This window comes from Micromonospora olivasterospora (genome assembly GCF_007830265.1).
In the GTDB taxonomy this organism is placed as follows: Bacteria; Actinomycetota; Actinomycetes; order Mycobacteriales; family Micromonosporaceae; genus Micromonospora; species Micromonospora olivasterospora.
This window is the reverse complement of the sequence record NZ_VLKE01000001.1, coordinates 478,946-504,310: the sequence shown is the minus strand read 5'-3', so window position 1 is coordinate 504,310 and position 25,365 is coordinate 478,946. Positions and strand designations below refer to the sequence as shown.

Here is a 25,365-nt window from a genome sequence, read left to right as displayed (position 1 = left end):
TTGGCCGGGCGACGGCCCGCCGCGGTCAGGTCAGGGCGGCCAGGGCCTTGGCGTACGGCGCGGGGACGTGGTTCGGGCCGCCGGGGGTGAACACGTCGGAGGTGGCCGCCGCCGACCAGGCGGTGGCCGGGACCGCGTCGACCAGCGCGCGGACGACCGGCGCGTCGCGCCACTGCTCCTGCTCGGCGAGCAGGCTCAGCGCCACCACCGACTCCTCGACCTCGCCGACGCACTCGAACGGCTTGTGCCCGTCCACGCCCAGCAGCTCCCGGTAGCCGGGGATCTGCGAGGAGTCGGCCAGCAGATCGCCGCCGAAGATGTGGGTGACCCGCTCCCGGGGCATGAACGGCGCCATGGCCAGGAAGACGAACCGGCACTTGGGGCAGTCGCGGCACCAGCGCTCGCTGGCGTCGCGCAGCTTGAACGCGGCGTTGCAGCTGGTCACCACGTCGTCGTAGCGGTCGGTCTCGGCGAACAGCCGGGCGATGTGCAGCTCCGACAGCGACCGCAGCAGCGAGAAGTACGGCTCGGTCAGGCCGGCGTGCTCGGCCAGCGCCGCCCGCAGCAGCCCCTCGGCCTCCACGCCCTTGGACCACTGGTGGTTGATCTCGTGGCCGTTCCAGACCAGGTTCGGGTCGGACGCGGAGCGCTCGTTGGACATCACGACCGGGCCGAGCCCGCCCAACACCGAGGTCGCGACCGCGATCAGCGAGTTGATCGCGGTGACCGGGATGTGGCCGTTGCGCGCGCCGGCCGCGTTGAGGTCGAGCAGCGCCGGGTCGATCCGGCGGCGGGCGGCCAGGGAGACCAGGTCGGACGCCCGGTTCACGGCGACGATGACGTGGTTCGGGTTCACCGAGAAGGGCACCGGGTCGAAGCCGGCCCGGCGCAGCGCCTCCAGCGTGACGATCGAGTCCTTGCCCCCGCCGACGGCCGACAGGGGCCGCCGGTCCGAGTTGTCGTACGGCGGGACCGGGCCGACCTCGCCGGCGGGGACCTCGGGGGCCAGCTCCAACACGTGCGGCAGCCGGTTGCGGTAGGCGTACTCGGCGAGGCCCTTGGTGTAGACGGCGGTGACCAGCCGGACGGCGGCCGGGCCCAGCGGCGCCGGCAGCACCAGCCGGCGCGGCGCGGCGGCCTTGTAGTAGCTCACGCCGGCGACCACGTGCAGCAGCTCCAGGACCCGGCCCAGGGCGGCCACGGCGGCGTCCGACGGTGGGTCCGCCGGCAGCGGCAGGGTGATCGCCTCGGTGAACCGCTGCTCGCCGTCCGGGCCGGTCAGGGCGTAGTCGAACAACGCCTCGCCGGTGGAGAGGTCGATGGAGTAGGACGGAAAGGTGAAGGCGTCCATCCGCCCGAGCTGTCCGGTAAGCACAGGTCATACTAGTCCGCATCGGTCCCCCTGCGAGTGAGGAGATCACTGGTGCACCTGTCTGACCTGCGCGGACGCTCCGTGGCTGTCTGGGGTACCGGCCGTGAGGGAATGGCCGCCGCGACAGCCGTCGCCGCGCACGGTCCGGCGAGCCTCTGCGCCGTCAACGACCGGGCGAACTTCCTGTCGCTGCCGTGGGACGGGCCGTTGGCGGAGGCCGCGCCGCTGGTCACCGGCGAGGAAGGGCTGGCGCGGCTGCTCGCCGCGGACGTGGTGGTGCGCTCCCCGGGGGTGCCGAACACCCACCCGTGGATGGCGGAGCTGCGCCGGCGCGGCGTGACCGTCACCCAGGGCACGGCGCTGTGGATGGCCGACCACGCCCGCCGCACGGTCGGCGTGACCGGCAGCAAGGGCAAGAGCACCACCTCCAGCCTGATCAGCCACCTGCTCACCGCGGTCGACCGGCCCAACGTCTTCGGCGGCAACATCGGCGTCCCGCTGCTCGACCTGCCCGAGGCGGAGCTGTACGTGCTGGAGCTGTCCAGCTACCAGTGCACCGACCTCACCGACTCGCCCCGGGTGGCGGTGGTCACCGCGCTGTTCCCCGAGCACCTCGACGCGCACGGCGGCGAGCGCGAGTACTACCGGGACAAGCTGAACCTGATCGCGCACGACCCGGGGACGGTGGTGGTCAACGGCACCGACCCGCGGCTCGCCGCCGAGCTGGGCGGCCGGCCGGCGGTGCGCGCCGGGTTCCCGGACACCACCCACGTCGCCCCCGGCCCGGACGGCGCCCCCTGGTTCCACCTGCGCGAGCGGCCGCTGTTCCCGCGCGCGGCGCTGCCCCTGGTCGGCCGGCACAACGAGGGTAACCTGTGCGTCGCCCTCGCCGTCCTGGAGGCGCTGGGCGTGGACGTGGGCGCCCGCCGCGACGACCTCGCGGCGGCGGTCGCCGGGTTCCGGGGGCTGGCCCACCGGCTCGCCGAGATCGCCGACCCGTCGGGGCTCACCTTCGTCGACGACACCCTGGCCACCAGCCCGTACGCGGCCATCCACGCGATCGACGCGTACGAGGATCGGCCGCTGACGGTGATCGTGGGCGGCACCGACCGGGGGTTGGACTACACCCCGCTGCGGGAGCATCTGGCGGAGCGGGAGCTCACGGTGATCGGCATCCCGGACAGCGGGCCGCGGATCGTCGAGGCGCTGGCCGGGCTGCCGAAGGTGCGCACCGAGACGGTCGACGAGCTGGTCGACGCCGTCCGGCTGTCCCGGGAGCTGACCCCCGTCGGCGGGGTGGTGCTGCTGTCGCCGGCCGCGCCGAGCTACGGGCGGTTCCGCAACTTCGAGCACCGCTCCGAGGCGTTCCGCGAGGCCATCGCGGAGACCGCCGCATCCTGAGCGAGGGTCGTCCCGGCCGGCGCCGGTGCGCGTACGCCCGGCTCGTCGGCCCGCTCCCGCCGGTCGCACCCGCGAGCGTGCTCGGCCTCCCTGAAGGGGCGATTGACTTCGCGGCTCTTCGCGGCCGCGAGGACCAGGCCGGTGTGTCGCCGGGGACGCAGGCGGTGCTGATCGGCGGGCTCGACAGCACGCTGCGCAACCTGCTCGCCCAGGAGTACGCCGCCGCCAACATCACGCTGGCCCCCGGGTCCGGCGCCTGACGCCCGCACCGGGCGCTTCCCGGACGCCCGTGGGGCGGCTCAGGGCAGCGCCCGATGCAGCGCCCGCATCGCCCGGATCGCCGAGCGGATCTCCTGCAGGTAGCGGCCGGGGCTGAGGGTCGGCTCGGGGAGCCGGGTCAGGTCGGGCACCGCCGGGTCGACGCCGACGGTTTCGATCCCGCAGCCGTACGGCAGGGCCAGGGTGCGCAGCGCGTCGCAGTGCTGGAACGGCACGTAGATCGGGGCCGTCACCAGCAGCACCGGGTCGCCGGGGGAGAGTCGGACGTGCTCCGCCCAGAACCGCTGGGTGTCGGCGGTGTGCGCCCGCCGCCGGTCGGGCTCGCTGGACGGGGCGGCGAGCACCCGCACCGGCGGCAGCCCGGCCGGCCGGTACGTCCGCGCCGACCAGGAGTGGTGCGGGTGCCCGCCGTCGTGACCGTCCTCTTCGGACGCTGCGGTCATCCGGAACGCCAGCCGGACCGCCGCGTCCAGCGCGTCCACCTCCGTGGCGCAGGGGGCCAGCCCCGCGTCGGCCAGCGTCCGCTGTTCCCACTCGGAGAGCGGACGGAAGCTGCCCAGCACGGCCACCTCGCCCGCCACCCGGGTGCCGGCCCGCAGCAGGTGGCCGGCGTAGGACACGCGGCGCAGGCAGGCGCGGGCCAGCCCGCCGAGGACCACCAGGTGCGCGTACGCGGGGCGGGCCGGTGGCGCCGGACGGACCAGGCCGAGGGCGGCAGCCGCGTCGAGTACCAGCCGAACAGTGCCGTCGTCCAGGGCCGGCTCCCGGGCGTCCGGCCGCTCCCGGCCGCCGCGGAAGTCCCAGTGTCGTGCCGAGAAGTCGTCGAGCCGGGCGAGCACCGTCGCCAGGTCGCCCGGCGGCCAGTCGCCGCCGAAGTGCGCGACCAGGGCGCGTAGCGGTGCCGAGTCGACCCAGTCCCGTACTCCGGCGGCCAGGTCCTCGGGGCTGGCGCCGGCCTCGCCGGTCGGCAGCGACACGTCCCGGATCCGCACGATCGGATGGTAGCGGTGCCGGCCGACCCGCCGCCGACATCCGCATCCCGGCGCCGATGGTCAACCTCGGCTCCCCCACCCAGACCGGAGCAGCCGCAGCAGCCCCGCCCCGGCCAGGTACGCCGCCAGCGCCGGGGCGGGCAACCCCAGCGGCTCGGGGGCGTCCCGGGGGGTGAGGGTGTTGACCAGCAGGCCCGCCGCCGCCGCGGCGTAGCCGGCCGCCGCCAGCGCGGTCCGGGCCGGGTGCCGGGGCCGGCCGGGGGCGGGCGGGTGACGCGGTCCGGGCTCCGCGGCCCCCGGCGGTCGTGGCTCCGGTCCGCCCGGCGGTGGCCGGCGGCGCCGCCCGGCGCGCGCCTCGACGGGGCCGAACACGGCGACCAGCCCGGCCAGCAGCACGGCGAGCATCAGCAGCCACGGCACCCGCCAGGCGAACCAGGCCGCCGAGGCGACCGGCGGCGTGGGCAGCGCCCCGGCCGCGTCCAGCAGGCCGACCAGCAGCAGCACGGCGGTGAGGTGCCACAGGAAGACGGTCAGCACCACGGCGTTGACGGCGATCACCGCCTGCCATGGCCCCGGTCGGCGCAGCCAGCGCCGGGCCGGCTCCCGCAGCAGCAGGATCAGCCCGAGCTGAGCGGCGGCCAGGGCGAGCAGCGCGAGGCTCGGCGGCCCGTCGTTCTGCAGCCGCTGGCCGGGCAGGTGCAGCATGGAGACCGGGTACGGCCCGACGGTGGTGAGCAGCAGCAGCGCGCCGAGGCCGCCGGCCAGCAGGGTCGCCGCGAACCGCCGGGAGGTGGGCAGGGGCCGGCGCCGTCCGGCCGTCCCGGGGCGTCCGGAGGCCGGGTCGCCGGGGCGGGCGTGGGCGTCGTACCAGGCGAAGCCGACCTGGTGGACGGCGAGCCAGCCGGCCAGGTTGTTGCCGTTGGCCAGGGCCGCCGGGCCGAGCAGCCGGCCCAGGTCGCCGAGGGCGACCAGGGCCACCAGCGCGACCGGCACGGCCAGCCCGAAGCGGCGGTGCAGCGCGTGCATGGGCGGGGTGAGGGCCACGGCGGCCAGGTACGGCACGAGGAACCACAGCGGGATCGTGGCGGTCCAGACGGCGGTACGGACGAACGCCGGGTCGACGTCCCACAGACGGGCCCCGGCCGCGCCGACGGCGAGCACCAGCAGCAGGACCGTCGTCGGCGGGACCAGCCGGGCGCTGCGGTCGAGCAGCCAGCCGGTGGCGTCGCCGCCGCGGGACCGGTGGGAGACGAGGGAGGCGGCGTTGGCGTACCCGCCGACGAGGAAGAAGACCGGCAGCACCTGTGCCGCCCAGGTCAGCGGGTACGCCCACGGCAGGTCCTGCAGCACCGAGTGGCCGGTGGGCCGGCCCGTCGCGTCCCGCCCGATGACCGTGGCGGCCCAGTGGCCGGCGACGACCAACGCGATCGCGATCGCGCGTAGCAGGTCGACGTAGCGCTCCCGCGTGGCCGGCGTGCGCTCGGCGAGCTGCCGGAGGCGGCGCATGGGATCAGGTTATGCGAGCGCCGGGTGACCGGGGACGATAACGGTTCGGTGGTCCGGTCTTGAAGTCGGCGCGGTCCTGCCGTAGAAATTCTTCAGTAACATTCTGTGAACTGAAGACTTGCGACAGATCCCCCGCCCCTCGCGCGGCGGCCGTCACCCCCCACTGTCCGTCGGCCGCCCGGAACGACTCGAGGAGAGAGCATGAACAGGCGCGACATCCTGCGGCGCAGCGCCGCCGCCGGCCTGCTGGCCACCCCCGCCGCCGGCCTGCTCGCCGGCTGCGCCACCTCCGGCGGTGGCGACAAGGGCGGCACCGAGGTGTACAAGGGCACGAAGAGCGAGCAGAACCCGCTGGGCGTGAAGGAGGACGCCCCGCTGGAGGTCATGATCTTCAACGGCGGGTTCGGCGAGGACTACGCCAAGGCCCACGAGGCCATGTACACCGAGCGGTACCCGAAGGCGAAGATCAAACACTCGGCCACCCAGGAGATCGCCAAGACCCTCCAGCCGCGGTTCGTCGACGGCACCCCGCCGGACGTGGTCAACAACTCCGGCAAGGACCAGATCGACTTCAACGGCCTGGTCTCCCAGAACGCCCTCGCCGACCTCGGCGAGCTGCTCTCCGCCCCGAGCCTCGACATCCCCGGCAAGACCGTCAAGGAGACGCTGCTGCCGGGCACGGTGGAGGTCGGCTCGTACGACGGCACGTTCCTGGTGATGAACTACACCTACACCGTGTACGGCATCTGGCACTCCACCAAGCTCTTCGCCGACCGCGGCTGGGAGTACGCGAAGACCTGGGACGAGCACATCGCCCTGTGCAAGAAGATCAAGGCCGCCGGCATCGCCCCCTGGACGTACGCGGGCAAGCACCCCCGCTACATGAGCTGGCCGGTGATCTCCACCGCGATCAAGTTCGGCGGCCCCTCGGTGGCCCTCGCGATCGACAACCTGGAGCCCAACGCCTGGAAGTCCGACGCGATGAAGGCCGCTGCCGACGCCTGGCACCAGATCGTCAAGGACAAGTTCATCCTCGACGGCACGCCCGGGCTGGACCACGTCCAGTCGCAGACCGCGTGGTGCCAGGGCAAGGCCGCCTTCATCTCCTGCGGATCCTGGCTGGAGAACGAGCAGAAGTCGGTCACCCCGGCCGGGTTCAACATGACCGTGGCGCCGACCCCGAGCCTGGGCAGCGGCGACAAGCTGCCGTTCGAGGCGGTCCGCGGCACCGCCGGCGAGCCGTTCATGGTGCCGGCCAAGGCGAAGAACGTCGCGGGCGGCCTGGACTACTTCCGGACCATGCTGTCCAAGAAGGGCGCCCAGGACTTCACGAAGAAGGTCGCCAGCCTCACCGTGGTGGCCGGCGCCGCCGAGGGCGTGGAGCTGCCGTTCGGGCTCACCACCGTGGTCAGGGCGCTGGACGCGTCCGGGACCAACGGCTTCAACTGGGTCTACAACAACTACTACCGCAAGCTGGAGCGCAACCTCGTCGACGCCGCGTGCGGCGAGTTCTTCAGCGGGCGCATCGGCCCGGCGGAGTTCCTGGACCAGTGCCAGAAGGGCGCCGACTCGATCGCGCAGGACAGCTCCATCAAGAAGTACAAGCGGGCCGCCTGACACCCCCGGCCGGGCGGGGCGCCGCCCCGCCCGGCCGCCGCTGGAGAGTAGGCCAATGAAACACGGCAAGTACCCGCTGATCGTCACCTTCCTGGTGCCGCCGCTGCTGCTGTACGTCGTCTTCGTCGTCTCGCCGTACCTGCAGGCGTTCCAGATCTCCACCACCGACTGGCTGGGCTACTCGGCGGAGGCCAACCCGGTGGGCCTGGCCAACTTCCGGGCCATGTGGCACGACGAGTACGTCTGGAACGCGTTGAAGAACAATGCGATCCTGCTCGTCGTGCTGCCGGTGCTGACCATCGTGTTCGGCCTGTTCTTCGCCACCATGCTCAGCATGGGCGGACGCCGGGGCCGGGCCGGGGTCACCGGGGTACGTGGCAGCGCGTTCTACCGCACCGTGTACTTCTTCCCGCAGGTGCTCTCGGTGGTGATCATCGCGGCGCTGTGGAAGGAGGTCTACCAGCCCAACGCCGGCCTGCTCAACGGCATCATGCGCGCGGTCGGGCTGCCCGCCCCGCCCTGGCTCGGGGACCCGCGCTTCGCGTTCTGGTGCGTGCTGGCGGTGATGGTCTGGGCCAACGTCGGGTTCTACGTGGTGCTCTTCGGCGCCGCCATGTCGGCGATCCCCCGGGAGATCTACGAGGCGGTGCTGCTCGACGGCGCGTCCCGCTGGGCGACACTGCGCCGGATCACCATTCCGCTGCTCTGGGACACCGTGCAGGTCGCCTGGATCTACCTGGCCATCGCCGCGCTGGACGGGTTCATCCTGGTCCAGCTGATGACCAACGGCGGCCCCAACTTCTCCTCCGACGTCATCGGCGTGCGCCTGTACGACACCGCGTTCGGCAGCGAGACCAAGTTCGGCTACGCGTCGGCGATCGGCGTGGTGATGTTCTTCCTGACCCTGTCGGTGGCCGTGCTGGCGCTGCGGGTCGGCCGACGGGAACGGATCGAACTGTCGTGACCACCCTCGACAAGCCCTCCGGCGTCGCCGCCGACCGGGGCCGGGCCGCCGGTGCGGACCGGGCCGTCCGCCGCGACCTGGGCGTGGTGAACGCCCTCTCGCACGGCTTCCTGCTGTTCTGGGGCGCGCTGACCGTGCTGCCGCTGCTGTGGATGTTCCTCAGCTCGTTCAAGAGCAACGCGGAGATCCTGGCCGACCCGTGGGGGCTGCCCGGCGAGCTGCGGTTCGACAACTGGGCCCGGGCGTGGACCACGGCGCACATCGGCCGGTACTTCCTCAACAGCGCGATCGTCGTCACCGGCTCGGTCGCCCTCACCATGCTGATGGGCGCCACCGCCGCGTACGTCTTCGCCCGGTACGAGTTCCGGGGCCGGCAGCTCGCCTACTACCTGTTCGTCGGCGGCCTGATGTTCCCGGTCTTCCTGGCCCTGGTGCCGCTGTTCTTCGTCGTGCGCAACGCCGGGCTGTTCGGCACCTGGACGGGGTTGGTCCTGGTCTACGCCGCGTACTCGCTGCCGTTCACGGTCTTCTTCCTCACCGCGTTCTTCCGCACCCTGCCCACGTCGGTGGCGGAGGCGGCGCTGGTCGACGGCTGCGGCCACTTCCGGCTGTTCTTCCGGGTGATGCTGCCGATGGCCCGCCCGGGGATGATCAGCGTGGCGATCTTCAACTTCCTCAGCCACTGGAACCAGTTCCTGCTGCCGCAGGTGCTGTTGCAGGGCGACGACTCGAAGTGGATGCTGGCCCAGGGCCTGGCCGCGTTGTCGGTCAGCCAGGGCTACGCGGGCGACTACGCCCAGCTCTTCGCCGGCCTCACCATCGCCGTGCTGCCGGTGCTGCTGGTGTACGTGGCGTTCCAGCGCCAGGTCCAGTCCGGCCTGACCGCCGGTCAGCTCAAGTAGCCGGCGGTCAGCTCCGTCCGGTCCCTGGTCGTTCCGGGTCCAGCTCGGCGCAGATCAGCTCGTCGAGGCTGGCCCGGACCCGGTCGGCCTTCGGGTCGCCGACGTCGTCGAGGATGGCCAGCGCGTGCCGCCACGCGGCGGCCGCGCCCTCGTGGTCGCCGGCCTCGCGCAGGGTGTCGCCGAGGTTCGCGCCGGCCTCGGCCTCCCCGTGCCGGTCGCCGAGCGTCACGAACAGCTCCTGCGCCCGCCGGTACAGCTCGGCGGCCCGGGCGTGCCCGCCAAGCAGGCGGTGGGCGTAGCCGAGGCTGTCCAGCGTCATGGCGACGCCGGCCAGGTCACCCAGCTCGTCGAGCAGGGCCAGGGCCCGCTCGCAGTGTCCGATCGCCTGCCGGTGGTCGCCGAGCTGCGCGTGGCACCAGCCGACCGAGTTGAGGGTGTACGCCTCGCCGACGCGGTGGCCGGTGCGCCGGAACAGCTTTAGGGCCCGCAAATCGTGGTCCAGCGCGGTGCGGTGGTCGCCGAGCCGCTCGGCGATCCAACCCAGGCCGCGGTGCGCGAACGCCTGGTTGACCGGGTCACCCAGCTCGCCGAACAACTCCAGCGCCCGCGACTGGTGGACGCGGGCGTCGAGGAACCGGCCGAGCCGGGTGGCGGCGCCGCCGAGGAAGCGCTGCACGTGGGCCTCGGCGGCCCGGTCGCCGAGCCGGCGGGCGGCCCGCAGGGCGACCTGCTGGGTGTTCGTCCAGGTGTGCCAGTGCCCCCGCAGGTCGAAGAAGCTGACGCAGGCGGCGGCGAGCTGCCAGGCGTGCGCGTCGTACCGGGCGTCGGCGGCGTGTTCGACGGCGGCGACCAGCACCCGGTGCTCGGCGGCGAACCAGGCCAGCGCGCCGGCCCGGTCGTCGATCTGTTCGGGGGTCACCCCGGGCGCCGGGTCGGCGAGCGCGATCGGCCCCCGGGGCGGCTTCAGGGGCTCCTCGGCGGCGTGCGCGGTGTGCAGGTAGTGGTCGAGCACCCGGCGGGTCGCCGCCCGCCGGTCGGGTGCCGGGTCCGCGTCGGCCAGTTCCCGGGCGTACGCGCGCAGCAGGTCGTGGCAGGTGAAGCGGCCGGGCCGGTGCTCGGTGACCAGGTGCGCGCCGACGAGTTCGGCCAGCAGCGGGCGGACCTCGGGCACCGCGGCACCGGCGAGGCTGGCCACGGCGGCCGTGCCGATGTCGGGGCCGGGGGCCAGCCCGAACAGCCGGAACAGCCGGGCGGCCGGGGCGCCGACGTGCGCGTACGACCAGGACAGGACGGCCCGTACGTCGATGCCGGGGTCGGTGCCGGCGAGCGGGTCCAGTCGGCGGGGGGACTCCCGCAGCTCGGCGCTGATGGTGGCCAGCGGGAAGTGTGGCTGGGTCGCGGCGCGGGCGGCGACGACCGCGAGGGCCAGGGGCAGGCCGGCGCACCGCTCGACGATCTCGTCGACGGCCGCTGGCTCCGCGGCCACCCGGTGCTCGCCGAGCCGGCCGGCGAGCAGGGCGCGGGACTCCTCGGCGCCCAGCAGCCCCACCGGGACGCACCGCGCGCCCTCGACGGCGATCAGGCCGGGGAGCTGGCTGCGGCTGGTCACCAGGACCAGGCAGCCGGACGAGCCGGGCAGCAGCGGACGGACCTGGTCGGCGTCGCGGGCGTTGTCCAGCACCAGGAGCACGCGCCGGCCCGTCAGCAGGCTGCGGAAAAGGTTGGTCTGCGCGTCCGGGCCGGTCGGAGCCCGGTGCCGGGGCACCTCGAAGGCGTCCAGGAAGCCGCGGACCGCCTCCGCGGGCGGGACGGGCGCCTTCGCCGGGTCGAAGCCCCGCAGGTTGACGTAGAGCTGCCCGTCGGGGAAGTGGGCGCGGACCCGGTGCGCCCAGTAAGTCGCCAGGGTCGTCTTGCCCACGCCGGAGGTCCCGGTGACCACGGCGATCATGGGGGCGCACGGGTTCGCCTCCACCTCGGAGAGCAGCTCGTCGAGCGCCGCCAGGGCGCGGCGACGACCGGCGAAGGCACTCGTGACGGGTGGCAGTTGGGCGGGCACCGGCAGCGCCGGCTCGGCGGGCGGGCAGGGCCGCCGCGGTGCGGTGACACGCGGGTCGCGGTCGGCGGCCGCGCTGTCGAGTCGTTGCCCGGCGAGCCGCTCCCAGCGCGTCGCCCAGCCGCCTGCCTCCGCGGGGTCCACGCCGAGGGCCAGCAGCAGCCGGTCGAGCACGTCGAGCGGCATGACCGTGCGGCCGGCCAGGTAGTTGGCGAGGCTGCTGCGCGGCACGCCGGTCGCGCTCGCCAGGTCCTGTAGCGACAGCCGGGCCTTGCCGCGCGCCCGGCCAGCCCGGACGCGCAGCGCGTTCAGCTCCGCCAGCAGCTCGCGCTCCGTCCCCGCGGCGTCCGGTTCGGACCTGTTGCGGGGCTCGGGACGCACGAGGGCATGGTGCCACGCCCCGTCCAGGATCGTCCATGGACGTCCAGCATCGCGGGCTGGGACCGGCGGGGCTGCCACCATGGTCGGGTCGGGCCGACGGGGGAGTGCCGCCCGGCGACGGGCGGCACGCGGTCGAGCGCCGGGGACACGGGGAGCGGCGCCGCCGCGGGGAGCGGGGGCGATCCTCACCACGCCGGCCGCTCGCCTGTCAGGCGGCCGGCGGCACCAGCAGCGCGTGCAGGGCGGCCGGGTCGGTGACCTCGGGCAGGTCCCGGGCGGCGAGCCAGGCCGCCGCCGCGGCGCCGTCGCCCGCGGTGCTCAACGGGGCGCCGGGCCAGCGCCGGGCCAGCTCCGCGCACACGGCGGTGGCCAGCGGGGTGTCCGCCGTGAGCAGGCCGCCGCCGACGACCACCGGCTCGACCGCGTCGGCCGGCCGGATCCGCGCGGCGCTGTCGGCGAGGTGGCCGGCGGCCGCCCCGATCAGCCCGACGGCGACCGGCTCCGCGTCGACGGCGGCGGCCACCACCAGCGGCGCGAGCCGGGCCAGCTCGACGGGCGCGCGGCAGGTGACGGCCTGGACCAGCGCGTCCACCGTGTCCCGGGGCCGGGCGGCCACCCGGTCGGAGCCGAGCAGCTCCGTGAGCAGTCGGGTTCCCAGGGCACCCGGTTGACGCCCCTGGTCCAGGTCGGCCAGGAGCCGGCGGACCGCCTCGCGGCCCAGCCAGAACCCCGAGCCGGCGTCGCCGAGCAGCCAGCCGTGCCCGTCCGCGGCGCGGTCCAGCCGCAGGTCGCGAACCTGGGCGGCGATCGCGCCGGTGCCCGCGATCAGCACCGTGCCGTCCGGGCTCGCGGTGCCAGAGGCGTACGCGACGAGGGCGTCGCCGTGCACCGCGTACGGGCAGCGCAGGCCGGCGTCGCGCCAGGCCCGGTCGAACGCGGCCCGCCCGTCGGGGTCGGCGTGCAGCCGGCCGGCGCCGGCCAGCCCGATGGCGCCGGCGCGTACCCGGGCCGGATCCACGTCGGCCACGGCGCCGCGCAGGGCGGCCCCGATCTCCGCGGCGGCCCGCTCGGCGCCGTGGCTGGTGGGGTTGCCCCCGCCGGCCCGGCCGGTGCCGAGGCGTTGCCCGGTCAGGGTCAGGGCGGCCGCCCGGGTGGACGTACCCCCGACGTCGAGACCGACCACGACGGTGTCGGACATCCGGCTGGCCTCCCTGGAGCGCTGCTGGCGGGCGGATTCATGCTGGTCGACCCGGTCGCGTGGGGCAAGATCCCGGGCCGGCCCGGCGGCGGTACGCCAGGTAACAGTTTGAAAACTTCGACCACGGCCTTGACAGAGGGGGCCCTTTAGTAAGAAATTTTACCACTAACAGTTAACACTCTTTTGTGAAAGGGCGTCGATGGTTGACCACGAGGTCGACACCGCGGCGGGGACCGCGGTGGTCGACGCCGAGGCGGTCGACCGGCGGGGCGCGCTGCCGACCGAGGGCGTGCTCGCCAGGGTCCGGGCCGGCGCGGCGGACCTGACCGGTGCGCTGCGCCGGGTCGCCGAGCACGTGCTCAGCGACCCGGCGGGCGCCGCGCGGGCGACCATCGTGGAGCTGGCCGAGCGCAGCGGCACCTCGCCGGCCACCGTCACCCGGTTCTGCCGGGCGATGGGCTTCGAGGGGTACGCCGACCTGCGGCTCGGCATCGCCGCCGAGACCGGCCGGGTCCGCGCCGCCGGCTGGACCGTCGACATCGGGCGCGAGATCCAGCCGGGTGACCCCCTGGAACGGGTACTCGGCCAGCTCATGGCCGCCGACACCCGGGCCATGCACGACACCGCCGCGCTGCTCGACCTCGCCGAGGTGGAGCGGGTCGCGGTGGCCATCGCCGGCGCCAGCCGGGTCAACATCTTCGGCACCTCCGGTTCCGCGCTGGTCGGCGAGGAGATGCAGTTCAGCCTGCACCGCATCGGGGTGGCCGCCTGGGCGTGGAGCGACGTGCACGAGGGGCTGGCCAGCGCCGCCCTGCTGGGCCCCGGCGACGTGGCGCTGGGCATCTCGCACACCGGACAGACCCGGGAGACCATCGAGATGCTCGCCGAGGCCGGCAGCCACGGCGCGACCACGGTGGCGCTCACCGGCTTCCCCCGCTCGCCGCTGGCCGAGCTGGCCGACGTCGTGCTGGTCACCGCCAGCCAGGCGACCACCTTCCGGCCCGACGCCCTGTCGGCCCGGCACCCGCAACTCGTCGTGCTCGACCTGCTCTACATCGCCGTCGCCCAGCGCACCCACGACCGCGCCCACGCGGCCTTCCGGCGCACCGCCCGGGCCGTCGACGGGCACAAGGCCGCGAAGGGAGCGAGCACATGACCAGCGGCCGACGAGCACAGCTTCGTCCTCGAGTCCCATACGCCGGGAACCTCCGGCGTACTGCCTGACCCGACCACCACAAGGAGAGACGACGATGTCCGTTACCCCCGAGAACGCGGCCGACCTCAGCCGCCGGAGCCTGCTGCGCCGCGCCGCCGCCGCGGGCCTGCTCGTCACCCCGGCCGCCGGCCTGCTCAGCGCCTGCGCGGGCAGCGAGCCCAGCAAGTCCGACGAGGCCGGTGGCACCAAGAGCAAGGACAACCCGTTCGGCATCAAGGACGGCAGCGCCGTCAAGGTGGTGATCTTCAACGGCGGCCTCGGCGACCAGTGGGCCAAGGAGGACAAGGCCGTCTTCAACGCCAAGCACCCGAACGTCACCGTCAACATGAGCTCGACGCAGAAGATCAAGACCGAAGAGCAGCCCAAGATGGCGACGCAGCCGAGTGACCTCATCATGAACTCGGGCGCCGACATCATGGACATCAGCACCCTGGTCAACGAGGGCGCCATCGAGCCGCTGGACGACCTGCTGACCGCCCCGGCCTGGGACGGTGAGGGCACGGTCGCCGACACCCTGCTGCCCGGCACCGTGGCCGACGGCACGTTCCAGGGCAAGTTCTTCGTGGTCAACGTCGCCTTCACGGTGTGGGGCAACTGGTACAACGGCGCCCTGTTCGCCAAGGAGGGCTGGGAGCCGCCGAAGACGTTCGACGAGTTCTTCGCCCTCGCGCCGAAGATCAAGGCCAAGGGCATCGCGCCGTACGTGCACGACGCGGTGCACGGCTACTACCCGCGCTGGGCGCTGATGGCGACGATCTGGAAGTCCGCCGGCAAGCAGGCGGTCGTCGACATCGACAACCTGAAGGAGAACGCCTGGAAGGCGGACGGGATCCTGCCCGCGCTGCAGGCGTGGGAGAAGCTGGTCAAGGACAAGCTGCTGCTGCCGGGCAACCTCAACCACACCCAGTCCCAGCAGGCCTGGCTCGACGGCAGGGCGGCGTTCATCCAGGTCGGCACCTGGCTGAAGAACGAGATGGCGGCGACCATCCCGCCGGGCTTCGAGATGAAGCTGTCGGACTACTGGGGCCTGGGCGCCACCGACAAGGCGCCCAAGGACGTCTTCGCCGGCGCCGGCGAGGGCCTGGTGGTGCCGAGCAAGGCCCCGAACAAGGCGGCGGCCAAGGAGCTCATCCGGGCCATCCTCTCCAAGTCCGGCTCCGCGAAGTTCGCCGAGCTGACCAAGTCGCTCGCCTCCACCAAGGGCTCCGGCGACGGCGTGCAGGACTCGGCCCTGGCCACCGCCAACGAGCTGATGAAGAACGCCCCCAAGGACCTGATCAAGACCAAGTTCTGGGACTTCTACGCCGACCTGGACAAGGAGAGCCAGAACCTCTCCGAGGAGCTGATGGCCGGCCGGCTCACCGCGCAGGGGTTCGTCGACAAGATGCAGGCGGCCGCCGACAAGATCGCCAAGGACCCGTCGGTCAAGAAGCAGACCCGGGACGCCTGACGGCGGAACGAAAACCGCCGAGTCGAACGAGGATGTGAGTGAGATGCGGCACGGTGTCGCGCGGTTCGTCACGGGCTTCCTGGCCCTGCCCGTCGCGCTGTACCTCTTCTACGTGGTGTGGCCCTTCGCCCAGGCGGCCGGTTACTCGCTGACCGACTGGGGCGGCTACTCCGACAGGCAGGAGTTCGTGGGGCTGGACAACTACGTCCGGCTGCTCTCCGACGAGCTCATCAGGAAGGCGTTCTGGCACAACGTGTTCTTCCTGGTCACCGTGCCGCTGTTCACGATCGCGCTGGCCCTGTTCCTCGCGTTCCTGCTCAACGTGGGCGGACGCGAGGACAGGGCCGGCGTCCGGGGCGTGTTCGGCTCCGGCCTCTACAAGGTCATCTTCTTCTTCCCGCAGGTACTGTCGCTCGTCGTCGTCGCCGTGATGTGGCAGCAGATCTACCGCTCCGACAGCCAGGGCCTGATCAACGGCGTACTGATGAAGATCGGCCTGGTCGACCCGGACAACCCGATCGCCTTCACCGCCGACCCCGAGCCCTTCCTCGGCGTGCCCGCGGTGCTCTGGTGGCTGCTGCTGATCGCGGTCTGGAGCGGCGCCGGCTTCTACATGGTGCTGTTCTCGGCCGCGATGCAGTCGATCCCGAGAGACATCTACGAGGCCGCCCTCCTCGACGGCGCCGGCCCCTTCCACACGTTCTTCCGCATCACGCTGCCGCTGCTGCGCGACACCGTCTCGGTGGCCTGGGTGTACCTCGGCTTCATCGCGCTGGACATGTACGCCCTGGTCTTCGTGATGACGCCCAGCCAGGGCGGCCCCAACCACGCCAGCGAGATCTTCGCGTCCGTGCTGAACTTCACGGCGTTCCAGAAGGGCCAGTTCGGCTACGCGTGCGCGATGGGCGTGGCGCTGGCGATCTTCACCATCCTGCTGGCCGCGTTGCAGCTGCGGATCACCCGCCGTGAGCGGATCGAGTTCTGAAGGGGGCTGGACGATGAGCACGGTGACCCATCCGTCCGAGGGATCGACCCGCACCGACCGGAGGACTCCGCCCGGAGGGCGTACGGCGCGGCCCGGTGCCGGCCGCAACCTTGGCGGGCGCGTCTTCGCCGGCTTCTCCCACCTGTTCCTGGTGGTGTGGGCCGTGATGGTGATCTACCCGCTGCTGTGGGTGGTGATGTCGGCGTTCAAGTCCGACTCGGAGGTCATCCGGGAGCCGCTGTCGCTGATCCCGGACCGGCTGCACTGGGACAACTTCTCCCGGGCCTGGGGAGCGGGCCACCTCGGCGCGTTCTTCCTGAACACGGTGCTGGTCCTGGCCGGCAGCGTCTTCCTGACGATGCTGCTCGGCTCGATGGCCGCGTACGTGCTCGCCCGGTACGAGTTCCGCGGCAACCGGCTGATCTACTACATGTTCCTGTCCGGCCTGACGCTGCCCATCTACCTCGCCGCGGTGCCGCTGTTCAAGGGCGTCTACAACATGGGCATCGTCCTGCCGTTGCTGGGCCCGAACCGGCACTTCATGCTGATCCTGGTGTACGTGGCCTGGTCGCTGTCGTTCACGATCTTCTTCATGCACTCGTTCTTCCAGACGCTGCCCGACTCGATCGCCGAGGCCGCGCTGGTGGATGGCGCCTCGCACACCCGGCTGTTCTTCAGCGTCATGCTGCCGATGGCCAGGCCCGGCCTGATCAGCATCGGCATCTTCAACGTGCTCGGTCAGTGGAACCAGTGGTACCTGCCGACGCTGCTGATGCAGTCGGTGGCGGGGGAGCCGAAGAACCAGGTGATCGCCCAGGGGCTGATCGAGCTGTCGGTCAACCAGGGCTACCGGTCCGACTGGAGCGGCCTGTTCGCCGGCGTGACGATGGCGATGCTGCCGGTCCTGATCGTGTACATCGTGTTCCAGCGGCAGGTCCAGTCCGGCCTGACGGCCGGCGTCAGCAAATAGCGCGGACGCCGGACCCTCGGCGAGCGCGCAGATTCACGGCAATAGTGGTCATTCGACCCGGAATGGCCACTATTGCCGGGTGAGAGGCCGCCGGGCGGGCCCGGGGCGCGGGGAGTGTCGCAGGGGCGAGGCAGAATCGCGCCTGTGCTGGTGGCGGTGGTGTCGGACGAGCGGGGCGGCGGCGTGCTGCAGCCGCTCGGCGCCGACGGCCGGCCCGCCGGCCCGGCCGAGCCGGCGGCAGACCTGGCCGCCGCGGTGGCCGCCCGCGAGGCCGCCGGGCACCCCCGCTGGGTCTGGGCCTCCGGGGCGGCCGTCTACCCGGCCCTGCTGCGCGCGGGGGTCCGGCTCGACCGCTGCCACGACGTCGAGCTGACCGAGGCGCTGCTGCTCGGCTACGCCGGCCGGTGGGGCGAGCCGCGCTCCTGCGCCGCCGCGTGGGCGCGGCTGACCGGCGCGCCGGTGCCCCCCGACCCGCCGGCTCGTCCGGCCGAGCCGCCCGGCCATGGCCAGGGCGCGCTCTTCGACACGCCGCCCGGTCTGCCGGGCCCGGGCGTCGAGGCCCTCACCCGGGTGTACGCCGACCAGCTCGCCCGCGTCGCCGCCACCGACCATCCCGGCCGGTTCCGGCTGCTGGTCGCCGCCGAGTCGGCCGGCGCCCTGATCGCGGCCGAGATGGGCGCCGCCGGCCTGCCGTGGCGGGCCGACGTGCACGACGCCCTCCTCACCGAGCTGCTGGGCGAGCCGTCCCCGGTCGGCGGCCCGCCCCGCCGGCTGGCCGAGCTGGCCGCGCGGATCGCCGAGGCGTTCGGGCTGCGCCAGCTGCACGCCGACTCCCCGGCCGAGCTGCTGAGGGCGTTCGCCCGCGCGGGTGTCGAGTTGCCGAACACCCGGGCCTGGGTGCTGCGCGGGGTGGACCATCCGGCGGTGCCGCTGGTGCTGGAGCACAAGGAGCTCTACCGGATCTGGACGGCGCACGGCTGGGCGTGGCGGGACGCCTGGGTGCGCGGCGGGCGGTTCCACCCCGAGTACGTCCCGGGCGGGGTGGTCTCCGGCCGGTGGGCCACCCGGGGCGGCGGGGCGTTGCAGATCCCGAAGGTGATCCGCCGGGCGGTGGTGGCCGACCCGGGCTGGCGGTTCGTGGTCGCCGACGCGGGCCAGTTGGAGCCGCGCGTGCTCGCCGCGGTCTCCGGCGACGCCCGGCTCGCCGCCGCGGGCGGTGCCGGCGACCTCTACGCCGCCCTCGCCCAGGACGCCTTCGGCGGCGATCGGGCCCGGGCCAAGGTGGCCCTGCTCGGCGCGATGTACGGGCAGACCGGCGGCGCGGCCGTTCCCGCCCTCGCGGTGCTCAAGCGCAGCTACCCGACCGCCTTCGGATACGTCGAGGCGGCGGCCCGCACCGGGGAGGCCGGCGGGCTGGTCCGGTCCTGGCTGGGCCGGACGTGTCCGCCGGGGGCGGTCGGGTTCGCCGACGGCGACGGCGACGGCGACGACGCCGGCGCGGACCCGGACGCGGCGGCCGACCCGCAGGGGCCCCGGGCCCGGGCGGCCCGGTCCCGGGGCCGGTTCACCCGCAACTTCGTCATCCAGGCCACGGCCGCCGAGTGGGCCTCCACGCTGCTCGCCACGCTGCGCACGGCTCTCGCCGGCACCGATGCCGAGCTGGTCTTCTTCCAGCACGACGAGGTGGTGGTGCACTGCCCGGCCGAGCAGGCCGACGCGGTGGCCGAAACGGTGCGCGACAGCGGCGCGCGGGCGACCGCCCTGCTGTTCGGCGACACCCCGGTCCGGTTCCCCCTGGACCTGTCCGTCGTGGAGTGCTACGCCGACGCCGACTGAGGGCGGGTCGGCGGCCGAGAACGCCGGCGGACCGCGTTCGGCGCCCGTACTGCGACAAATATCCGTTTCGCCCCGGAACTCATCGCCGGTGCGCTCGTTGCATCCCATGTGCGTACGAGGGGACGGACGTGGTGTGCGGCTGGGCGGGTCCCCGTCGACAGTGGAGGTGGCCCGCTGAACCGGATCGCAGGAATGATCATCGCCGCTGGCGGTGGACGCCGCATCGGCGGCCCCGAGGCGCTGCTCCACCAGGGGGAGAAGCCCCTGGTGGACCGAATGGTCGACACGCTGACCGAGGCGGGGTGCGGGCAGATCGTCGTCGTGCTGGGCCCGGCGGCGGACCAGGTCCGCGAGATCGCGAAACTGACGCGGGCGACAGTGGTGATCAACCGGGCCTGGGGGACCGGCGTCGGCTCGTCCATCCGGGCCGGCCTGGCCGCGCTGACCGGCGAGGAGATCGAGGCGGTCGTGGTGGTGCCGGTGGACATGCCGGGGCTCACCGCCGCCGCGGTGCGGCGGGTGGTCGCCCTGCCGTACCCCGACGTGCTGGTCTGCGCCACCTACGACGGGCTGCGCGGGTACCCGATGCTCTTCGGCCGCCGGCACTGGTCCGGCATCGCCACGCTGGCCAGCGCCGACGTGGGCGCCCGCCCCTACCTGATGGCGCACAAGGACGAGATCGTCGACATCTCCTGCGACTCGGTGGCCGACGGCAGCCGGGTCGACACCCCGGAGCTGATGGCCCTGTACGGCCTCAACGTCCCGCCCCAGCGGGTCGGCGTCTGACAGTCGGTGACCGAGCCGCCTGCCTCAGCGCCCGTACGGGTCGATGATTTCCGTCGGCTGAAGGGTCGGGGCGGCTGCGCGGGGCCGTCGACCCGGACACCGTCGTCCGCGCGGTCCGGCTCACCGGGGCGGCGAAGTACTTCCGGCTGGCCCCGCTGATGCTCGACCGGATCGGCGGCGGCACCCGGCAGAGCTACGACCCGCGCGGGGAGGCCGAGATGTTCGCCGGCCGCCGGCCCGTGCTGGAGCTGCTCGCCCGCTGGGCGGACGCCTGCGCCGGCTGACGTCAACGGCCGCCGGCGCCGGCCGGCGACCCGTCAGATCTCGATGTTGAACCTGCGCAGGAGCGAGGGGGCGACCAGCCCGACGGCGGCCAGCACGGCGACCACGGTCATGGCGGCGCGCAGCACCACCACCTCGGCCTTGCTGCCGGTACGCAGGGCGATCTTGTTCGGCAGGCCGATCATCGTCCACATCCGCCGTTTGATCGGGATGGGCCAGAGGATCGGCACCCCGGCCCGGGTGATCATGTCGCCGAGGATGTGCACGAAACAGCCGACGCCGACGGCCAGCCCGATCATCGGGTAGCCCCGGTCGCCGGGGAGGTTCGCGAAGGTGTACCAGGCGGCGGCGGCCGAGGCCAGGGTGACGATCACCCAGCCGGCCCGCTCCGCCCACCGGTCGAACAGCCCGCGCAGCGCCAGCCCGATCATGAAGAACAGGATGCTCACCACGGCCCACTTGCCGTACGCGGCGCAGAGAGCGGTGGTGCCCCAGCCCACCAGCACCGTGAACGGGATGGTGTGGGTCAGGGTGCGGTGGCCGTTGTTGCGCTTCGGGTCCTTGCTGAGCTTGGTGACGTAGTAGACGCCGAGCGAGACCTTCTCCATCACCTCGGCGAGGAAGAGGCTGAACACGCCGAAGGTGCGGGCCACCGTGGCGCCGCCCTGGTTGCGGGTCACCTTGCCGGACAGGTCGAGGTCGGGAAAGAGCGCCCCGCCGGCGCAGACCGCTGTGCCCACCGCCAGCGCCAGCGGCGACTGGTGGTAGTCGGCGAACTGGTCGAGCGCCCAGGAGCCGGCCAGCCACACAGCCGCGCCCGACAGCGCGTGGGACGGTCCCATCATGACGCCTCGCCCTCCCCAGGGTCTTGATCCACAAACTACGCCACTCTGACAGAACGGCCGCCGGGGGGCAATCACCCGGACGGTCCACTGGGGATGATGTCGCGTTCTCGCGGGATGGGGGGCGCGGGGCTCAACGGGTGGGCGTGCCGGCCGCCAGCAGGTTCCCCTCGGGGATGGCGATCCGGGGCCGACCGGCGGCCGGACGCCCGGTCCGGCGCGCCCGCAGCGGGGCGTGCTCCCGGCGGGCGGCGGCGTACCGGCGCGCGGTGTGGGCGGCGATGGTCGCCCAGCCGTACCGCTCGTCGACCATCGCCCGGGCCCGGCGCGCCATCCGCCGGGAGAGCACCTCGTCGCCCAGTAGCCGGTGGACCGCGCCGGCGAGCGCGTCCGGATCGTCGTGCGGGAACGTCACGCCGGTGACGCCGGGCTCGACGATCTCGGCGAGCCCGCCGGTGGCGGCGACGGCCAGGGGCGCGCCGGCCGCGGCGGCCTCCAGGGCGATCATGCCGAACGGCTCGTACAGGCTGGGGATCACGGTGGCGTCGGTCGCCGCCAGCAGCGCCGGGAGCTGGGTGGCGTCCAGGAAACCGGCGAACCGCACGCTGTCGGCCAGCCGCAGCCGGTGCGCCTGGTCGACCAGCTCGTCCCGGTACGGGCCGTCGCCGGCGATCACCACCCGCAGCCCGGGGTGCCGCTCGCGCAGGTACGGCACGGCGTGCACCAGGTGCTGCACGCCCTTCTCGTAGACGAGCCGGCCGGCGTACCCGACCAGGGGGCCGTCGCCGGCGAAGCGGGCCCGGGCGGCGGCGACCGCGCGGGGGCGGGCCTGCCAGGCCCGGCTGTCCACCCCGTTCGGCACGACGTCCACGCGGTTGGCGGGCACGTCGAACAGCCGGGTCACCTGGTCGCGCATGTAGCCGGAGCAGGCGATGACCCGGTTGGACTCGGTGCTGAGCCAGTGTTCGACGCCGTGGATGGTGCGGTTCATCTCGTCGGGGAGCCAGCCCTGGTGTCGGCCGGCTTCGGTGGCGTGGATGGTGGTGACGAGGGGGAGGTCGAGGTGGTCGCGCAGGGTGATGGCGGTGTGGGCGACGAGCCAGTCGTGGGCGTGGATGACGTCGTAGGTGTCGGCTTCGGTGGCGCGGAGGGCGGTGCGGGTGAGGGTGTGGTTGAAGGCCATGGTCCAGGCGAGGAGGCTGGGGGTGGCGAGAGGGAAGGCGACGGGGTCTTCGGGGGCGCGGAGGATGCGGACGCCGTCGGCGTATTCCTCGAGGGGTGCGCCGGGGGCGTGGCGGGTGATGACGGTGACGTGGTGGCCGGTGGCGGCGAGGGCGACGGAGAGGGCGTGGACGTGGCGGCCGAGGCCGCCGACGAGCACCGGCGGGTACTCCCAGGACAGCATCAGCACGCGCTGGCGCCGGGCGGGCTGGATGTCGATCACGTCGGCGGCAGGTGACATGAAGGCTCCCTTGAGTTGTCCTCCGGCACGCGCCGCCGGCCGGCCGCCGGTGACGCGCTCGCGGATCGGGACCAATCCTGCCGCCGCCTCGATACCCGGCGGCGACGCCGCCGTTGCCGGCATGTAAAGCGCTGACCGCGGGCCGGTGCTCCGCCCTTCAGCGTTGCGTCGCGTTACGGCGAGTGCGGAGGCTTGGCCTTCTGCGGGTAAATCGTTTCGTGACGGGCCAGCATGGCAACGAACTCGCTGATCTTCCGCTCGCGGGTCTGCGCCCGTTTGACGGCATTGACGCGGTAGATGAGCGCGAACCGGTTGGTTTTGGTGAGTACGTCGAACATGGCCTGGGCGGCGGGGTCGGCGGCGATGGCGGCGAGGAGGTCGGCCGGCACCTCGGCTTCCGACGGCGGGGCGTAGGCGGCCGCCCACCGCCCGTCCGCTTTCGCGGCTTCTACCGCGGCGCGGCCCGGGGGCAGCATTCGCCCCTGCGCCTGCAGCCGGGCCACGTGGGCGACGTTGCGTTGTGACCAGGAACTGCGGGGCCTGCGAGGGGTGAACCGGATCCAGGAGCTTTCCTGATCCCGTCTACGGGCCTGCCCGTCGATCCAGCCGAAACACAGGGCCTCGTCGACCGCCTGCTGCCACGTCAGCGTCGTGACTGTGCCGCCCTTCTTGGTCAGGGCGAGCCAGACACCGGGCGACGTGGCGTGGTTGGCCGACAACCACGCGCGCAGCGCGTCCGCGTCCGCGACGATCAACTCATCCAGTTCGGCGCTCGCCATGACGGCAGGCTATCGCTACGCCGTGGCCGCGGCCTCTGCGTGTTGGACCGCCCGACTCGTCGGGCTGCCGGCGCGCCGGTCGCTCGGCGGACCGCCGGGGGCAGGACCTCGATGCTCAGGACGGTCTCGACATCAACGGCAGGCCCGCCGCGCGCGTAGCACCTCCGCGACCGACCACGCCTGGAAGGGGCAGCCGGTCGCGGCGTGCGGAGGCTCCCCCTCGGCCGTCTCGCTGACCGAGCCCAGGCCGTGTTCGGTCAGATGGGCGTCGACCCCGACGAGGAACTCGTCGACCGGCAGCTTCGCCCGCCGCGCCGCGTCCACCCACGGGCCGAGCAGCCAGGGCCACACGGTGCCCTGGTGGTACGCGCCGTCCCGCTCGGCCGGGCCGCCCCGGTGCCGGCCCGCGTAGCCGGGCGAGTCGGGGAGAGGCTGCGCGGCCCGAGCGGGGTGAGCAGGCCGACGGCCACCCGGCGCAGGGTCGGCTCGTCCGGCTCCAGCGGGGCGTACGGCAGCGACCAGGCCAGCAACTGGTTCGGCCGCAGCAGGTCGTCGTCGTGGACCGGGGCGCCGCCCAGCGGGTACGCCGGCGCGGGCGCGTCCACCACGTCGTACAGCCAGCCGGCCGGGGCCGGGTACCGGTCGCGGAACGCCGCGGCGGCGCGGGCGTGCAGCCGCCGCAGCTCGGCGGCGTCCCCGCCCACCCGCTCGGCCAGCTCGGCGAGGCCGGCCAGCCCGTTGACCCACAGCGCGTTGACCTCCACCGGCTTGCCGGTGCGGGGGGTGACCGGAACCCCGTACACCCGGGCGTCCATCCAGGTCAGCGCGGTGCCCGGGGTGCCGCCCTGGGTGATCAGCCCGTCGGCGGGGTCGACGACGATGCCGTACCGGGTGCCGGCCAGGTGCGCGTCGACCACCCCGCGCAGCGCCGGCAGCAGCTCGGCGGCGAGGTCGGTGTCCCCGGTGACGGCGACGTGCCGGGCGACCGCGTGCAGGAACCACAGCGTCGCGTCGACCGTGTTGTACTCCACCCGCCCCGTGTCGGCGGTGTTCGCCAGCATCCCCTCCGACAGCGTCGCCGCGTACGCGCGCAGCAGCTCGCGGCCCTCGTCCGCGCGGCCGGTGCAGAGGAACAGCCCCTCGTAGGAGGTCATGGTGTCCCGGGACCAGGCGCCGAACCAGGGGTAGCCGGCCACCACGTCCGGGCCGGTGGCGGTGCGCACCACGAACGCGTCGGCGGCCAGGGCCAGGGTGGCCTCCACGGCGTCGGCCGGCCGGGCCGCGGCGACCACCTCGCGGTTGCGCCGCCGCGCGGCCTCGACGATCTCGGCCGCCGGCGCCGGCTCGGCCGCCAGGTCGTCGGCCCAGGCGAGCACCGACACCGTGTCGCCGGGGCGCTCCAGCGCGCCGGAGAACCGTCCCGCGTGCCAGAGGTCCTCCTCCGGCTGCAGCCCGCGGGCGGCCTCCTCGCGGTGGTGCACCCCCCGCCACCACTGCCCCTCCGGCGTCCAGCCGGGCCCGGCCAGGCGGAACGCGCCGTCGACCACCGCGCCGCCGGCAACCGGCTCGACCCGGGGCGCCGGGCCGTCCGCGCGCCGCTCGCCGTGCGCGTCCCGCCAGGTGCAGGCCGCCGACAGCTCCAGCGTCACCGGGCCGCCGGAGACCAGCCGGTGCACCACCGCGACGCAGGACCGGCCGTACGCCATGGCCAGCTCGCGTTCGATCACCACGTCGCCGATCCGCCACCGCCAGCGGGGCAGCCCGTCGGTCAGGTCGAAGCGTTCCAGCAGCTCGAAGCCGCGCGGGTCGACCGCCCCGGAGGACCACTCGTGCGCGCCGAGGCGTACCCGTGCTCCGGAGGGGAGGGTGACGGCCGGGTCCAGGCTGACCAGTCCCACGTTCCGGGACGCCGGCGTCGGGCCGGCGACCACCAGCAGCCCGTGGTAGCGGCGGGTGCGCAGCCCGCTGACGGTGCCCATGGCGTAGCCGCCCCGGCCGTCCGGGACCAGCCACTCCCTGGCCGCGCCGGCCGGGAGCTGTCCGCACACCTGCGGACCGAACCTGATGTCGTTCAACTTTCCTCCAGCGGCGG

Annotated in this window: 19 protein-coding genes and 1 pseudogene; 11 read left to right on the top strand and 9 right to left on the bottom strand. The window is 73.7% G+C overall.

Annotated features, from left to right (window positions below; translation table 11 throughout):
* Window positions 1-25 precede the first annotated feature (25 nt).
* Window positions 26-1,351, bottom strand: coding sequence for a MurL-like N-terminal domain-containing (locus JD77_RS01970; protein WP_387226653.1), 1,326 nt, complete (start codon window positions 1,349-1,351; stop codon window positions 26-28).
* Window positions 1,352-1,423: 72 nt separating this feature from the next.
* Here JD77_RS01970 and murD point away from each other — a divergent pair, with 72 nt between their 5' ends.
* The gene (gene murD / locus JD77_RS01965; RefSeq protein WP_145772767.1) at window positions 1,424-2,773 is read left to right on the top strand and encodes a UDP-N-acetylmuramoyl-L-alanine--D-glutamate ligase; all 1,350 of its coding nucleotides are present in this window, start codon (window positions 1,424-1,426) and stop codon (window positions 2,771-2,773) included.
* 299 nt (window positions 2,774-3,072) lie between these two features.
* On the opposite strand, the gene JD77_RS01960 is transcribed toward murD, so the two are convergent.
* Window positions 3,073-4,044 (bottom strand): hypothetical protein, encoded by a 972-nt coding sequence (locus JD77_RS01960; protein WP_246140497.1) that lies wholly within the window; start codon window positions 4,042-4,044, stop codon window positions 3,073-3,075.
* Between the two features lie 60 nt (window positions 4,045-4,104).
* Complete coding sequence (locus JD77_RS01955; RefSeq protein ID WP_145772766.1) at window positions 4,105-5,550, bottom strand: acyltransferase family protein; 1,446 nt, start codon at window positions 5,548-5,550, stop codon at window positions 4,105-4,107.
* 201 nt (window positions 5,551-5,751) lie between these two features.
* Here JD77_RS01955 and ngcE (JD77_RS01950) point away from each other — a divergent pair, with 201 nt between their 5' ends.
* Genes ngcE (JD77_RS01950) through JD77_RS01940 form a run of 3 tightly spaced genes read left to right on the top strand, consistent with a single transcriptional unit; the run spans window position 5,752 to window position 9,033 of the window.
* Window positions 5,752-7,167 carry an N-acetylglucosamine/diacetylchitobiose ABC transporter substrate-binding protein gene (ngcE, locus tag JD77_RS01950; RefSeq protein ID WP_145772765.1) on the top strand — a complete coding sequence of 472 codons (1,416 nt, stop codon included), beginning with the start codon at window positions 5,752-5,754 and terminating at the stop codon, window positions 7,165-7,167.
* Window positions 7,168-7,222: 55 nt separating this feature from the next.
* Window positions 7,223-8,131: a carbohydrate ABC transporter permease gene (locus JD77_RS01945; protein ID WP_145772764.1), complete on the top strand. Its 909-nt coding sequence runs from the start codon at window positions 7,223-7,225 to the stop codon at window positions 8,129-8,131.
* Complete coding sequence (locus tag JD77_RS01940; RefSeq protein ID WP_145772763.1) at window positions 8,128-9,033, top strand: carbohydrate ABC transporter permease; 906 nt, start codon at window positions 8,128-8,130, stop codon at window positions 9,031-9,033. The genes JD77_RS01945 and JD77_RS01940 overlap by 4 nt, the downstream gene beginning before the upstream one ends.
* 7 nt (window positions 9,034-9,040) lie before the next feature.
* On the opposite strand, the gene JD77_RS01935 is transcribed toward JD77_RS01940, so the two are convergent.
* Together JD77_RS01935 and JD77_RS01930 are read right to left on the bottom strand one after the other, a co-directional pair.
* Window positions 9,041-11,467, bottom strand: a complete 2,427-nt coding sequence (locus JD77_RS01935; RefSeq protein ID WP_170286359.1) for an ATP-binding protein — start codon at window positions 11,465-11,467, stop codon at window positions 9,041-9,043.
* A 208-nt stretch (window positions 11,468-11,675) separates the two neighbouring features.
* Entirely contained in the window at window positions 11,676-12,665 is a 990-nt protein-coding gene (locus JD77_RS01930; RefSeq protein WP_145772761.1) for an N-acetylglucosamine kinase, read from the bottom strand.
* Between the two features lie 199 nt (window positions 12,666-12,864).
* Between JD77_RS01930 and JD77_RS01925 the strand changes: the two genes are divergently transcribed.
* From JD77_RS01925 to JD77_RS34630, 7 genes are all read left to right on the top strand, one after another.
* On the top strand, window positions 12,865-13,821 hold the full coding sequence (locus JD77_RS01925) for a MurR/RpiR family transcriptional regulator (RefSeq protein ID WP_145772760.1): 957 nt from the start codon (window positions 12,865-12,867) through the stop codon (window positions 13,819-13,821).
* A 94-nt stretch (window positions 13,822-13,915) separates the two neighbouring features.
* Complete coding sequence (gene ngcE / locus JD77_RS01920; protein ID WP_145772759.1) at window positions 13,916-15,331, top strand: N-acetylglucosamine/diacetylchitobiose ABC transporter substrate-binding protein; 1,416 nt, start codon at window positions 13,916-13,918, stop codon at window positions 15,329-15,331.
* A gap of 43 nt (window positions 15,332-15,374) precedes the next feature.
* Window positions 15,375-16,316, top strand: coding sequence for a carbohydrate ABC transporter permease (locus JD77_RS01915; protein ID WP_145772758.1), 942 nt, complete (start codon window positions 15,375-15,377; stop codon window positions 16,314-16,316).
* A gap of 13 nt (window positions 16,317-16,329) precedes the next feature.
* A complete protein-coding gene (locus JD77_RS01910; protein WP_145772757.1) occupies window positions 16,330-17,286 on the top strand; it encodes a carbohydrate ABC transporter permease in 957 nt (318 codons plus the stop codon).
* A gap of 144 nt (window positions 17,287-17,430) precedes the next feature.
* Window positions 17,431-19,122: a bifunctional 3'-5' exonuclease/DNA polymerase gene (locus JD77_RS01905; RefSeq protein WP_387226641.1), complete on the top strand. Its 1,692-nt coding sequence runs from the start codon at window positions 17,431-17,433 to the stop codon at window positions 19,120-19,122.
* A gap of 192 nt (window positions 19,123-19,314) precedes the next feature.
* Window positions 19,315-19,908, top strand: a complete 594-nt coding sequence (locus tag JD77_RS01900) for a nucleotidyltransferase family protein (protein ID WP_145772756.1) — start codon at window positions 19,315-19,317, stop codon at window positions 19,906-19,908.
* A 158-nt stretch (window positions 19,909-20,066) separates the two neighbouring features.
* Window positions 20,067-20,192, top strand: coding sequence for a hypothetical protein (locus tag JD77_RS34630; protein ID WP_281292076.1), 126 nt, complete (start codon window positions 20,067-20,069; stop codon window positions 20,190-20,192).
* Window positions 20,193-20,225: 33 nt separating this feature from the next.
* Here JD77_RS34630 and JD77_RS01895 read toward each other — a convergent pair whose 3' ends face one another.
* The 4 genes and pseudogenes from JD77_RS01895 to JD77_RS01880 all read right to left on the bottom strand — a co-directional run bounded on the left by JD77_RS01895 (window position 20,226) and on the right by JD77_RS01880 (window position 25,348).
* A complete protein-coding gene (locus JD77_RS01895; protein WP_145772755.1) occupies window positions 20,226-21,035 on the bottom strand; it encodes a metal-dependent hydrolase in 810 nt (269 codons plus the stop codon).
* A gap of 130 nt (window positions 21,036-21,165) precedes the next feature.
* The gene (locus tag JD77_RS01890) at window positions 21,166-22,494 is read right to left on the bottom strand and encodes a glycosyltransferase family 4 protein (protein WP_145772754.1); all 1,329 of its coding nucleotides are present in this window, start codon (window positions 22,492-22,494) and stop codon (window positions 21,166-21,168) included.
* Window positions 22,495-22,667: 173 nt separating this feature from the next.
* The gene (locus tag JD77_RS01885; RefSeq protein ID WP_145772753.1) at window positions 22,668-23,273 is read right to left on the bottom strand and encodes a YdeI/OmpD-associated family protein; all 606 of its coding nucleotides are present in this window, start codon (window positions 23,271-23,273) and stop codon (window positions 22,668-22,670) included.
* 132 nt (window positions 23,274-23,405) lie between these two features.
* Window positions 23,406-25,348, bottom strand: a pseudogene (locus JD77_RS01880) (amylo-alpha-1,6-glucosidase).
* Window positions 25,349-25,365 lie beyond the last annotated feature (17 nt).

What these genes read in the sequence shown, in the direction of transcription:
- JD77_RS01895 (WP_145772755.1), bottom strand. Translation starts at nt 21,035, where the DNA reads ATGATGGGACCGTCCCACGCGCTGTCGGGCGCGGCTGTGTGGCTGGCC.
- JD77_RS01900 (WP_145772756.1), top strand. Translation starts at nt 19,315, where the DNA reads ATGATCATCGCCGCTGGCGGTGGACGCCGCATCGGCGGCCCCGAGGCG.
- JD77_RS01930 (WP_145772761.1), bottom strand. Translation starts at nt 12,665, where the DNA reads ATGTCCGACACCGTCGTGGTCGGTCTCGACGTCGGGGGTACGTCCACC.
- JD77_RS01955 (WP_145772766.1), bottom strand. Translation starts at nt 5,550, where the DNA reads ATGCGCCGCCTCCGGCAGCTCGCCGAGCGCACGCCGGCCACGCGGGAG.
- JD77_RS34630 (WP_281292076.1), top strand. Translation starts at nt 20,067, where the DNA reads ATGCTCGACCGGATCGGCGGCGGCACCCGGCAGAGCTACGACCCGCGC.
- JD77_RS01885 (WP_145772753.1), bottom strand. Translation starts at nt 23,273, where the DNA reads ATGGCGAGCGCCGAACTGGATGAGTTGATCGTCGCGGACGCGGACGCG.
- ngcE (WP_145772759.1), top strand. Translation starts at nt 13,916, where the DNA reads ATGTCCGTTACCCCCGAGAACGCGGCCGACCTCAGCCGCCGGAGCCTG.
- JD77_RS01945 (WP_145772764.1), top strand. Translation starts at nt 7,223, where the DNA reads ATGAAACACGGCAAGTACCCGCTGATCGTCACCTTCCTGGTGCCGCCG.
- JD77_RS01925 (WP_145772760.1), top strand. Translation starts at nt 12,865, where the DNA reads ATGGTTGACCACGAGGTCGACACCGCGGCGGGGACCGCGGTGGTCGAC.
- JD77_RS01970 (WP_387226653.1), bottom strand. Translation starts at nt 1,351, where the DNA reads ATGGACGCCTTCACCTTTCCGTCCTACTCCATCGACCTCTCCACCGGC.
- JD77_RS01915 (WP_145772758.1), top strand. Translation starts at nt 15,375, where the DNA reads ATGCGGCACGGTGTCGCGCGGTTCGTCACGGGCTTCCTGGCCCTGCCC.
- JD77_RS01890 (WP_145772754.1), bottom strand. Translation starts at nt 22,494, where the DNA reads ATGTCACCTGCCGCCGACGTGATCGACATCCAGCCCGCCCGGCGCCAG.
- ngcE (WP_145772765.1), top strand. Translation starts at nt 5,752, where the DNA reads ATGAACAGGCGCGACATCCTGCGGCGCAGCGCCGCCGCCGGCCTGCTG.
- JD77_RS01910 (WP_145772757.1), top strand. Translation starts at nt 16,330, where the DNA reads ATGAGCACGGTGACCCATCCGTCCGAGGGATCGACCCGCACCGACCGG.